This window comes from Pseudomonas sp. UBA5706, assembly GCF_002419965.1.
Classification (GTDB): domain Bacteria; phylum Pseudomonadota; class Gammaproteobacteria; order Pseudomonadales; family Pseudomonadaceae; genus Aquipseudomonas.
Map to the genome: position 1 here is coordinate 1 of NZ_DIHC01000024.1, position 12152 is coordinate 12152.

At 62.1% G+C, this 12152-nt stretch carries 10 protein-coding genes; 4 read left to right on the forward strand and 6 right to left on the reverse strand.

Annotation, left to right across the window (positions count from 1 at the left end):
* The first annotated feature begins 207 nt into the window (after positions 1-207).
* Together B3I26_RS11050 and pgm are read left to right on the forward strand one after the other, a co-directional pair.
* Entirely contained in the window at positions 208-2499 is a 2292-nt protein-coding gene (locus B3I26_RS11050; RefSeq protein WP_296257772.1) for an ATP-dependent DNA helicase, read from the forward strand.
* Between the two features lie 148 nt (positions 2500-2647).
* Positions 2648-4294 (forward strand): phosphoglucomutase (alpha-D-glucose-1,6-bisphosphate-dependent), encoded by a 1647-nt coding sequence (gene pgm, locus B3I26_RS11055; RefSeq protein ID WP_296257723.1) that lies wholly within the window; start codon positions 2648-2650, stop codon positions 4292-4294.
* A 69-nt stretch (positions 4295-4363) separates the two neighbouring features.
* On the opposite strand, the gene msrA is transcribed toward pgm, so the two are convergent.
* From msrA to msrB, 3 genes are all read right to left on the reverse strand, one after another.
* The gene (gene msrA, locus B3I26_RS11060; protein WP_296257724.1) at positions 4364-5098 is read right to left on the reverse strand and encodes a peptide-methionine (S)-S-oxide reductase MsrA; all 735 of its coding nucleotides are present in this window, start codon (positions 5096-5098) and stop codon (positions 4364-4366) included.
* A 26-nt stretch (positions 5099-5124) separates the two neighbouring features.
* Complete coding sequence (locus B3I26_RS11065) at positions 5125-6888, reverse strand: cytochrome c biogenesis protein DipZ (RefSeq protein WP_296257725.1); 1764 nt, start codon at positions 6886-6888, stop codon at positions 5125-5127.
* Between the two features lie 90 nt (positions 6889-6978).
* Positions 6979-7497, reverse strand: coding sequence for a peptide-methionine (R)-S-oxide reductase MsrB (msrB, locus tag B3I26_RS11070; RefSeq protein WP_296257726.1), 519 nt, complete (start codon positions 7495-7497; stop codon positions 6979-6981).
* Positions 7498-7690: 193 nt separating this feature from the next.
* Between msrB and B3I26_RS11075 the strand changes: the two genes are divergently transcribed.
* Together B3I26_RS11075 and B3I26_RS11080 are read left to right on the forward strand one after the other, a co-directional pair.
* A complete protein-coding gene (locus tag B3I26_RS11075; protein WP_296257727.1) occupies positions 7691-8407 on the forward strand; it encodes a response regulator transcription factor in 717 nt (238 codons plus the stop codon).
* A complete protein-coding gene (locus tag B3I26_RS11080; protein ID WP_296257728.1) occupies positions 8404-9897 on the forward strand; it encodes a sensor histidine kinase in 1494 nt (497 codons plus the stop codon). The genes B3I26_RS11075 and B3I26_RS11080 overlap by 4 nt, the downstream gene beginning before the upstream one ends.
* 101 nt (positions 9898-9998) lie before the next feature.
* On the opposite strand, the gene sctU is transcribed toward B3I26_RS11080, so the two are convergent.
* From sctU to sctS, 3 genes are read right to left on the reverse strand one after another with little or no spacing between them, the layout of a single operon-like run.
* Positions 9999-11075, reverse strand: coding sequence for a type III secretion system export apparatus subunit SctU (sctU, locus tag B3I26_RS11085; RefSeq protein ID WP_296257729.1), 1077 nt, complete (start codon positions 11073-11075; stop codon positions 9999-10001).
* A 12-nt stretch (positions 11076-11087) separates the two neighbouring features.
* Positions 11088-11882 (reverse strand): type III secretion system export apparatus subunit SctT, encoded by a 795-nt coding sequence (sctT, locus tag B3I26_RS11090; protein ID WP_296257730.1) that lies wholly within the window; start codon positions 11880-11882, stop codon positions 11088-11090.
* The gene (sctS, locus tag B3I26_RS11095) at positions 11883-12149 is read right to left on the reverse strand and encodes a type III secretion system export apparatus subunit SctS (protein ID WP_133749294.1); all 267 of its coding nucleotides are present in this window, start codon (positions 12147-12149) and stop codon (positions 11883-11885) included.
* Between the last annotated feature and the right edge of the window lie 3 nt (positions 12150-12152).

Genomic DNA, 12152 nt, shown 5'->3' on the forward strand with positions numbered 1-12152 from the left:
TGACGCTCTGCGTGGGAATGCCGCTGATGACGTTCCGCGTCATGGACACAGAGCATCCCGGGATGCGTTTTGTGCGCCACCGATCCATTTCTGTTTGCCACGGATGCCGCGCTGCTGTTATCTGTATGCCTGTCCAGTATTCCGACTCAGCGCGCCTTGCTTCCAGTGACTGCCATCCCTTCGATCATTCTCCCCGGCAACGACGAGCTGGCAAGTGCCCCGGCCTCGCCTGCGGTCGAGTCGCAGGTCGGTTACTCCATCGCGGTGCGGGCGTTGTGCGAATTCACCGCCAAGGTCGGCGATCTAGACCTGCGATTTACCCCTTCCCCCACCGCGCAGGAAGGCATCGCCGGGCATCGCACGGTCGCCTCACGGCGTGGTGCGCTGTATCAGTGCGAAGTGTCCCTGTCCGGCAGTTACCACGAATTGAACGTGCGCGGCAGGGCAGACGGTTACGACGCCGCGCTCAATCAGCTCGAAGAGGTGAAGACGTACCGTGGCGATCTGGACAAGATGCCTGCCAACCATCGCCAGCTGCATTGGGCTCAAGCCAAGGTCTATGGCTGGCTGCTTTGCCAGCAATTGCAGCTGGCAGAAGTGAACATTGCGCTGGTGTACTTCAACATTGTCACCGAGCAGGAAACCCTGATTCGCGAGCGTTATACGGCGGTGCAACTGCATGCGTTTTTCGAGGACCAATGCGCGATTTTCCTCAACTGGGCGCGTCAGGAACTGGCCCATGTCCAGTCGCGCAACCTGGGGTTGAACGCGCTCAAGTTTCCCCACGCAGACTTTCGCAGTGGCCAGCGCGTGCTCGCCGAGTCGGTGTATAAGGCCGTCAGCACCGGGCGTTGCCTGATGGCCCAGGCGCCGACCGGCATCGGCAAGACCATTGGCACCGTGTTCCCGATGCTCAAGGCCGCGCCGAGCCAGAAACTGGACAAGGTGTTCTTCCTCACCGCCAAGACCCCGGGCCGCAAACTGGCACTCGATGCCCTGAGCGTGATCGGCCGCAGTGCGCCGCAGTTGAAGCTGCGGGTGCTGGAAATGGTCGCACGCGACAAGGCCTGCGAGTACCCGACCAACGCTTGCAATGGCGATTCCTGCCCCTTGGCCAAAGGCTTTTATGACCGATTGCCTGCCGCACGCAGCGAGGCGGTGGCTAACCCATGGCTGGATCAGGCAGGGCTGCGCGACGTGGCGCTGCGTCATCAAGTGTGCCCGTATTACCTGAGCCAGGAGCTGGCGCGCTGGTCTGACGTGGTGATCGCCGACTACAACTACTACTTCGACCTTAGCGCGTTACTGTTCGGGTTGTGTCAGTTCAACCAGTGGCGCGTTGCGGTGCTGGTGGACGAGGCGCACAACATGGTCGAGCGTACACGGCAGATGTACAGCGCAAGCCTTGATCAGTACACGCTCAATCAAGTCCGGCAAAGCGCGCCAGAGACGCTGAAGAAGCCGCTGCAACGGCTTAACCGCGAATGGAATGCACTGCACAAGGAGCAGATCGCGCCTTATCAGGCGTATCCCGGCACGCCGTCAAGATTTCTCGCCAGCCTGAACCTGTGCGTCGCCGCATTCGGTGACTATTTCAACGACCACCCCCATGCCGCCAACGGCGAGTTGCAGGGTTTCTATTTCGAGGCGATTCAGTTCGGCCGTATCGCGGAACTGTTCGATGAGCATTACCTGTTCGACATCAGCAAACGTGAGCTGAGCAGCAGCAAGACGCTGTCGAAACTGACGTTGCGCAACGTCGTGCCCGCCGGGTTTATCCGCCCACGGCTCACAGCGGCGCGCAGTACCACGCTGTTCTCTGCCACGCTCAATCCCCGGCATTTCTACCGCGACCTGCTGGGCTTGCCTGACAACACCGCCTGGGTCGACGTTGAATCGCCGTTTGTGCGTGAACAATTGGATGTGCACATCGTCAGTCGCATCTCCACTCGCTACACCCATCGGCAGGCATCGCTGGCGCCGATCGTCGAGCTGATGGCCGAGCAGTTTCGCGCACGGCCGGGCAACTACCTGGCGTTCTTCAGCAGCTTCGATTACCTGCAACAAGTGGCGCAGTTGATGAACGCGACCCATCCGGATATTCCGATGTGGCAGCAATCGCGGGGCATGGGCGAGGCTGACCGGCAGGCGTTCCTGGAGCGCTTTACGCCCGACAGTCAAGGCGTCGGTTTTGCGGTGCTGGGCGGCGCATTCGGCGAAGGCATCGACCTGCCGGGTGCGCGGCTGATCGGCGCCTTCATCGCGACCCTGGGCCTTGCGCAGCTCAATCCGGTCAACGAGCAACTCAAACAGCGCATGAGCGTGCTGTTCGGTGCCGGTTACGACTACACCTATCTTTACCCCGGCCTGCAAAAAGTGGTGCAGGCCGCGGGCAGGGTGATACGCGGTCAGGACGATCGCGGTGTAGTCATGCTGATCGATGATCGTTTTGCCGAGCGCAAGGTCCAGCAGTTATTGCCGAGCTGGTGGCAGCTGTAGTGCAGTGCCGATAAATGTGTCAGGGGTTTACGGATCAATAGCCGAGCAGGGCGGTCCAACTGCCAGTAAACTGCCGCGCTACCCGGCACTTTTTTATGCGCTGCGCCCTTATTTTTCTATCCCGGCTTTCCATCCACGGAGGTTTTCCATGAGCATCAGTCCATTCGCGGGCAAACAGGCGCCTGCAGAATTGCTGGTCGATCTTCCTCGCTTGGTGACGGCGTACTACACCGGCCAGCCCGACGCCTCGGTTGCCACGCAGCGGGTTGCCTTCGGCACTTCCGGCCACCGTGGCAGTTCGTTCGACCTGAGCTTCAACGAATGGCACGTGCTAGCGATCAGTCAAGCCATCTGCCTGTATCGTCAGGCCCACGGCATCGACGGCCCACTGTTCCTCGGGGCTGATACCCATGCCTTGTCCACACCCGCTGCCGCGTCGGCCCTGGAAGTGCTGGCGGCCAACGGCGTCAATGTGATGATTTCCGAGGGCGACGAATACACGCCGACGCCAGCCGTGTCCCACGCCATCATTTGCTACAACCGGGGTCGTACGTCGGGTCTGGCCGACGGTATCGTCATCACCCCGTCGCACAACCCGCCGGAAAGCGGCGGCTTCAAGTACAACCCCACCAACGGTGGCCCGGCCGACTCGCATATCACCAAGTGGATCGAGACCAAGGCCAACGAGTTGCTCGCCGAGAAAATCATCGGCGTAACGCGCATGACCCTTGAGAAGGCGCTGCGTGCCGCCACCACGCATCGTCATGACTACCTCAACACCTACGTCGCCGACCTGAAAAACGTCATCGACATGGACGCCATCAAGGGCGCCGAGCTGCGTCTTGGCGTCGATCCGTTGGGCGGCGCTGGCGTGCGTTACTGGTCGGCGATCGGTGAGCACTACGGCCTGAACCTGGAAGTGGTGAACAAGTTCGTCGATCCCACCTTCCGCTTCATGAGCGTGGATTGGGACGGCAAGATCCGCATGGACCCGTCGTCGAACTTTGCCATGCAAAGCCTGATCGGCCTCAAGGATCGTTTCCAGGTGGCGTTCGCCTGCGACCCGGATCACGACCGCCATGGCATCGTGACCCCGACCGGTGGGCTGCTGGCGCCGAACAACTATCTGGCGGTGTCCATCGACTACCTGTTCCAGAACCGCCCCGATTGGCGTGCCGATGCAGCGGTTGGCAAGACCGTTGTCAGCAGCGGCATGATCGATCGCGTGACCCGGCGTCTGGGCCGCCGGTTGTATGAAGTGCCGGTGGGCTTCAAGTTCTTCGCGCAAGGCTTGTACGAAGGCACGTTGGGCTTTGGCGGCGAGGAGAGTGCGGGTGCCTCGTTCCTGCGCCGTGACGGCACGGTCTGGACCACCGACAAGGACGGTCTGATCCCCGCGCTGCTGGCGGCCGAAATTCGTGCTCGCAAGGGCCGCGACCCGAGCGAGATGTACCAGGCACTGACCGATGAACTGGGCGAGCCGGTATCGACCCGGGTCGAAGCCAAGGCCAACTTCGAGCAGAAGGCGTTGCTGAGCAAGTTGTCGCCGGAGCAGGTCACGTCGACCGAACTGGCGGGGGAGAAGATCGAAAGCATCCTCAGCAAAGCGCCGGGCAACGATCAAGCGATTGGCGGTTTGAAGGTCATCACCGAGAACGGCTGGTTCGCGGCGCGTCCGTCGGGCACCGAGGACATCTACAAGATCTACGCCGAAAGCTTCAAGGGCGAAGATCACCTCAAGCGTCTTGTGGCTGAGGCGCAGGTGTTGGTGGACAGCGCAATCGCGCCGAAGTAACACGCTGGTAAGAGCGCGTTATAGGAGGCGACTGCAAGGGCCAGGGTTAAGCCCCTGGCCCTTGCGCGTTTACCGGGACGTCTTCAGCAGCACCGGCTGCTCGCTGTAGCGCCCGGCGAACAAGTGCTTGAGCTGCCCGACCTTGGGCAGGTCGTTGACCACGATGTACGGGTAGGCCGGGTGCGTCGTCAGAAAGTTCTGATGGTAGTCCTCCGCCGGATAGAACCCGTTGTAAGGCTCGATTTTGGTCACGATAGGCGCGTGGAAGGACTTGGCCGTATCCAGCTGAGCGATATAGGCCTGCGCCACTGCCTGTTGTTCGGGGCTTTCCGGGAAAATGGCCGAACGATATTGCGTGCCCTGATCCGGACCCTGGCGGTTAAGTTCGGTGGGGTTATGGGCCACCGAGAAGAAAATCTGCAACAGCGTGCCATAGCTGACCTGCGCCGGATCAAAGGTGATCTCCACCGACTCGGCATGCCCGGTATCACCCTCGCTCACGCGATCATATTGCGCGGTGTCGGCCTTGCCGCCGGCGTAGCCGGAAACCACCTGCTTGACCCCCTGCACATGCTGAAATACGCCCTGCACGCCCCAGAAACAACCGCCGGCCAGCACCGCTGTTTCCGTGCCCTGGGTGCTGACCGCTTCGTCCTTCTGCGGCGGTGCAATGCTCACCGCGTCTTCGCCCGCGAACGTACAGGCGGCGGTTTGCAGCAATACCGCCCCGGCCAGCAGGTGCAGGCTTGTGCGACGCCAGGCAGGCAACCTGGTAGTGAAGCTTGAGACGCTGAATCTTTTCATGTCTGACACTCCTGGAAAGTGGCCAATCAACCAAAGGTAAAGGCGTAAGCCGACACGCCCGGATCGCTGAATTCAATGGTGAAGGTATGGTCGGTAATATCCCCCGGCTGGCGCACTAGTTGGTACAGACGCTGCTCGGTCACGGTGCCGCTGCCATCGGGTGCAACGTCGCTGCCGTGGGCGTCGCCGGGGGCCTTGCCGTCGACAAAGACCTTGAAGCGGACCGGTTTTCCGTCACTGCCGGGGCCTAGCACCAGGTGCAGGTCACGGGCATGGAAGCGATAAACGATCTTGCCGTTGGCCGCGCTCAGGCTGGCGCGTTCCGAGCCGATGTTCCACTGGCCGTCCAGCCCCCAACTGTTCAGCGTCAGGCTCGGCGGCGTGCTGTAGCTGGCCACGCGGTCACCCTGGGCGCCGCCGGGGGAGACGAAGTTCTCGGCGCGTTCGAAGCCCAGGTAGGTCTCTGGCGATTTCACTTCGCCCGTGTCTGCGGCTTGTAGTACGCCATTGCCATTGGCGTCGATCAGATCAGTGGCGACCTGCCGGTTGCCGGCTTCACGCAGCAGCGCTTGAATCACTCGCTCGGACTCGTCGTAGGCGCCTTCGCCGAAGTGGTGATAGCGAATCTGTCCCTTGGCATCGGCGAAGTAGTGGGCAGGCCAATACTGGTTATCGAAGGCGCGCCAGATGGTGTAGTCGTTGTCGATGGCCACCGGGTAGTGGATACCCAGATCGGTCATGGCCTTGGTGACGTTTTTCACATCGCGCTCGAACGCGAATTCAGGGGCGTGCACACCGATCACCACCAGCCCCTGATCGCGGTACTTGTCCGCCCAGGCTTTGACGTAGGGCAGGGTGCGCAGGCAGTTGATACACGAGTAGGTCCAGAAGTCGACCAGCACCACCTTGCCCTTGAGTTGTTCGGCGGTCAGTGGCGCGGAGTTCAGCCACTGCACCGCGCCATCGAGCGACGGCAGCTGACCTTCGATCGGCAGGTTTTGCGTGCTGTTCTTTGCCGCCATCATCGCTCCATCTGGGAACAGGCTGCTGCCTTGGGAGGTTGAGGTCTTACCAGTGAGGCGACCGACCAGCGACTGCTCGAGCCCGCCGGTGGAGGCTGTTGAAATGCGGGCCAGGACGCCGGTGTCCAGGCCCAGCGCGATGGCCGCGACGCCCGCCAGCATGGCCGCGCCCAGACCGCGACGAATCCATTCGCCGGCGCCGAGCGAGCGTTTCATCGCGCTGAACACTTTGCCACCGAGCAGCAGTGCCAGGGCCAGCGATGTGGCAGCCCCTGCTGCGTAAGCCAGCAGCAACAAGGTGGTGCCAACGCTCGCGCCTTGCAAAGCGGCACCGGTCAACACCAGACCCAGGATCGGGCCGGCGCAGGGTGCCCAGAGCAGGCCGGTGGCGACACCGATCATGAATGAGGCCCAAGGGCTGGGCCTGGCATCTACGCCTGCGTTTTCCGACAGGCGACTGCCTGCTGCCACCAGGGGGCGCGTCAGACGCTCGGCAAGTTTGGGCAGCAGCAGAGTAAGGCCGAACAGCGCGACAAAGATCAGCGCCAGGTCACGGCCATACTGATTGAGCTGCACCACCCAGCCACCGCCGACCGCCGCGAGCGTGGCGACCAGGGCAAAGGTCACGGCCATGCCCACCAGCAAGGGCAAACCGCTGCGCACGAAAGGCTGACCGGTGCGCGCGAACACGAATGGCAGCACGGGAAGGATGCATGGACTGACGATGGTCAGCACGCCGCCGAGGTAGGCGAGGATGATTAGCAGCATGGGTTAATTCCCTTCGGATGGACTGGGTATTCTTGTGGGTGCAAACACGGTGTCACGCTCGTACCTCCCGTAGCCTGACGGCTAGATCGCTTATTCACTCTGCACCTGGGCAAAACTCATCGCCAGGCCATTCATGCAGTAGCGTAGCCCCGTGGGTTTCGGGCCGTCGGTGAAGACGTGGCCCAGGTGCCCACCGCAGCGGCGGCAGTGGACTTCCTTGCGCACTACGCCAAACGAGGTATCGGTGCGGATGGCCGTGGCGTTGTCCAGCGGTGCCCAGAAGCTGGGCCAGCCGGTATGGCTGTCAAATTTGGTGGTCGAGGCAAACAGCTGCAACTGGCACCCCGCGCAGGCAAACGTGCCGTCGCGGTGTTCGTCGTTCAACGGGCTGCTGTAGGGCCGCTCGGTGGCTTCGCGACGCAGCACCTGGAATTGATCATCACTGAGCAGTGCATGCCATTGGGCATCGCTGTGGCTAACCTCGAAGGTGCCCACCGGCGCGTCTTGGAGGATGATCTGGCCATTGGCGAACCTGGGCAGCACGCCCAGCGCAGTGGCGGCCACGCCGACGCTGCTGCTCAGCACCATGAACTGTCTTCTCGAAAGCATGAGATGTCTCCTTGGCACGGCCCGTGCGGAATCGCACGGTGCATCGATGCAGCGGTGAGGCGATGACACAAGCCTGGGCCCGGGCTGTTCCCGGAATCCTCACCGAGAGTTAAACAATTCGTGATAACTGAGCGGCGATAAAATCGGCACAATGAGCCCATCGCGCACCCAGCGCCGACAAGGTTTGCTTTCGATGGATCAGCCCAAACGCATTCTGGTGGTCGAGGACGATCACCACATCGCCGACCTGATTTGCCTGCACCTGCGCGACGAGCACTTTGAAGTGGTGCACAGCGCCGACGGCGAACAGGGCCTGCGCCTGCTGGAGCAGGGCGGCTGGGACGCGCTGATCCTGGACCTGATGCTGCCGGGCGTCGACGGCCTGGAAATCTGCCGCCGTGCCCGGGCCATGACCCGTTACACGCCGATTATCATCACCAGCGCCCGCTCCAGCGAAATGCACCGTATTCTCGGCCTGGAACTGGGCGCCGACGATTACCTGGCCAAACCGTTCTCGATGATGGAGTTGGTGGCTCGGGTCAAGGCGTTGCTGCGCCGGGTGGACGCCATGGCCCGCAACCTGAAGATGGAGGCTGGCAGCCTGTCCAGCGCCGGTTTGTCTATCGACCCGTTGACCCGCGAAGCGGTGCTGGAAGGTCGGCTGCTGGACCTGACGCCGCGGGAATTCGACCTGCTGTACTTCTTTGCGCGCCAGCCCGGCAAGGTGTTTTCGCGACTGGACCTGCTGAATTCGGTGTGGGGCTACAACCATGAAGGCTACGAGCACACCGTCAACACCCACATCAATCGCCTGCGGGCCAAGATCGAGGCTGACCCGGCGCAGCCGCTGCGCATCCTGACGGTCTGGGGCCGCGGCTATAAGTTTGCCGAGCCAGGGGACGCCTCGTGAACATGACCCTGACCCAGCGCCTGTCGCTGGTCTTTGCGTTGTTGCTGTTGATCTGCTGCGGCACCTCGGTGCTGCTGCAGGTGCGCTCCAGCAAGATGCACGAGCTGGAAGTGGTGCAGGGTTTATCCCGGGACCTGGCGCAGCACATCGCCCGCGACACCCAGTTGATGGACGCCAACGGCCTGAAACCGGACGCGGTGCGCGAGCTGTTCGGCCAACTGATGCGCGTCAACCCCAGCGTTGAGGTGTACCTGCTGGATGTCGACGGCAAGATCGTCGGCGACGCCGCGCCCCGGGATCGCGTCCTGCGTGATCGTATCGATCTGGCGCCGGTGAGCCGGCTGCTGCGAGGCGACGCGCTGCCGATCCTGGGTGATGACCCGCGCAGCATGGACGCACGCAAGGTCTTCAGCGCTGCTCCGCTGATGGTCATGGGCAAACCGGCGGGCTTTCTGTATGTGGTGCTGCTGGGCGAAGCCCATGATCGCTTCGCCGAACGTGGCGCCACCAGCGAGGCCCTCAGCACGGCGTTATGGTCGATCGGGCTGATCGCCTTGCTGTGCCTGTTGGCCGGTCTTGCCGCCTTTGGCTGGATCACCCGGCCGCTGCGTCGGCTGACCGATTCAGTCAGCCACTTCGACATCAACGCCGCGCCTTTGGCGTTGCCTGAGACAGCAGCGCAACCCGTGCGTCAGGGACATGACGAAATCGCTGTCCTTGAGGTAACCTTCAAACAGATGCAGAACCGCCTGAGCGAACAGTGGCAAACCCTGACTCGGCAGAGTCAGGACCGTCGCGAATTGGTGGCGAATATTTCCCATGACCTGCGCACGCCCCTGGCCTCGTTGCACGGCTATCTGGAAGTGCTGTCGGTCAAGGACGCCAGCCTGAGCCCCGAGGAACGGCGGCGTTATCTGGGCATTGCCCTGGATCAAAGCCGCAAAGTCGGCGGGCTGGCGCAGTCACTGCTCGAACTGGTGCGGCTGGAGCATGGTTTCGTGGTGCCGGTGGTGGAGCGCTTCTCGCTGACGGACCTGGTGCAGGACATTTTCCAGAAATTCGAACTCAGCGCCGAAGCCAAGGCCGTCACCCTGACGCCGAAATTTGCCCCCTCGATTCCTGGGGTCTATGCGGATCTGGGACTGATCGAAAGAGTGTTGACCAACCTGCTGGACAACGCATTGCGGCATACGCCGGCCCAAGGGGAAGTCACGGTGTCGCTGCTGCCCAAAGGGTCCAGCGTCGAGGTGACGGTCAGCGACAGCGGGCCGGGCATCGCCGCCGAGCTGCGCGAGGGCCTGTTCCTGCGGCCATTCAACATCGGTGGTGCTCGGCGCGACGGCGGGTTGGGGTTGCGTATCGTGCATCAGATTCTGCAACTGCACGGGCACCGGATCGAACTGCTCGATATAACAGGGCAGGGGGCGACGTTTCGCTTCGCCTTGCCGGTCAATCAGGACGTGGCGCAGAGGAAGTTGCCGACGGGTTGATGGGTCAGGATTGCGTGTGTACACGATCGGGTATCCGCCTTCGTCCCAAGGTGGCCCCGACCAAGCTCATCCCACAGAGCTTTGCGCGCCCAGACCTGGATTCACTCCTCTTCGATCCGAATCACTTCATCGGTCACCTCTTCCAGTTGCCGTACCACCTGATAGATATACGCGACCGCCAGCAACGTCGGTCGGGGGATGTATTTGCCGGGTTTGACCTTGTACAACGTCCGCGCCAGCCAGATGCTTTGCACCACCGGAATCCCGGCCTTTTTGGCCCGGGCGATCAGCGCCAGGGCGTTGTCGTCTTCGCCTTTGCAGTGAATCTGCGGCAACGGAGTCTGCCCGGGCCGGTAGTACAGCGCCACGGCATAGTGGGTCGGGTTGACCACTAGCATGTCAGCGTCTTCCACCGGTTTGGGCGGCGCGCTCGGGGCCTGGTTGAGTAGCTCGTGGGCCAGTTGCCGACGATGGCCTTTGACGTGCGGATCGCCCTCGGACTGTTTGTATTCCTTCTTGATGTCCTCATGACTCATGCGCAGCTTCTTGGCGTGAAAGTACTTTTGCAGTGCAAAGTCGACAGCGGCGATCACCAGCAACAGGCCAAGGGTCGCCCTGAGGATGTGGCGAAACAGCTGCAGCAGCGAATGCCAATACGTCGTCAGGTCGGTGTTGGACAGCAGGATCAACGCCCCCAGCGACGGTTTGACCACCACGTACAACGTCACGGCAATCGCGACCGCCTTAAGCACGCTTAGCAGCAGGGTGGTGAGGTTCTGCGCCGAGAACATTTGCTTGGCATGGGCAAACGGGTTGAGCTTGTTGATGTCGGGCTTCAACGCCTTGGGGGCGAACAGAAAGCCGATCTGCACCCAACTGCCGATCAGGCGCATCAACATGGCCACGCCGACGCTGCTCAGAATAAAGCCGATCAGCACCGTCGTGCCTTCGCTGGCGACCTGCTCGATGGTGTGCAGGTAGGGTTTGCCGATGCCCTGAAACGCCAGCGACAGCAGGTGCAGCAGACGCGCTACGCTTTCGTCGGCCAACCCCAAGGTGACCTCGCTGACCACCAGCAGCACCAACAGTTTGCTCAAATCCTGGCTTTGCCCGACCTGACCCTTTTCGCGGGCGTCGCGCAGCTGTTTGGGCGTGGCTTTCTCTGTTTTCTCGCTCATGGGGGTTTCCGCTTAGGGCGCCGGCACCAGTTGCGTCAGCAGGTGCTTGAGGTCAGCCAGTTGCAGGATCTGACCATTGCCCAACTCCAGCAGCGTGGGCAGGTAGATCAACAGAAACGCAATACCCGCCATGCTTTTTGCTGGCATGGCGAGGATCGAGACATTCAACTGCTGGGCATATAAGCCGATGATCGCCAGCGCCGCTTCGATCAGCAGCAGCAAGCCTATGAAGGGCGCGGCATACAGCATCATGTGTTGCAGGGTCTGGTTCAGTTGTTCGAGAAACACGTCCAGCCCCTGGACCGTCATGCCCGGCAGCCACGCGGTGGGTGGCCATACCTGATAGCTGTCCCAGATCACCTGTGTGATCAACGACAGGCCCCCGGAGAGGATTACCAGCATGATCAGGGTTTCCTGGAACAGCTCGCCCAGCGGCGTCGCATCCGGTCCCAGCGCCGGGTTGAGCTGGCCGCCGCTCAGGGCGCCACGCTGGCTGTCGAGCAGTGCACCCACCGACGCAAACATCCAGAACGGCGCATACAGCAACAGCCCCAGCAACGTTCCGAGCACGGCCTCCTTGAGCAGCAGCGCGCCGATAGAGAACCAGTCGTTTTCGAACGAAGACAGCGCCCGACTGATCGCCGGTGCCGGGACCATCGCCACCACCAGCACCACCGCGTAGCGCAAAGGGCCCTTGAGGTATTTGAAGCAGAAGGCCGGGACCAGAATCATGCACGGCAGCAGGCGCGCGGCAGCCAGGCCCATGCCCAGCATCAGCTCGAACAGCCCCTGGGCGTCGAACGGCATCTAGTGCGCACCGCCGGAGCGGGCGATCAGGTCGAACGCCATGTTGATGAACTGAATCAGCTCGACGCCGATCCAGCGCCCGGTCATTGCCAGGGTCAGGCCAACCGCCGCCAGTTTGATACCGAAGGGCAGCGTCTGATCCTGAATCTGCATCAGCGCCTGGATCAGCGAGGTGATCACGCCCACCAGCACTGCGACGCCCAGCGGCGGGGCGGTGAGGATCACTACCAGGAACATGCCCTGCTTGAACAACGCCAACGCTTCCATCGC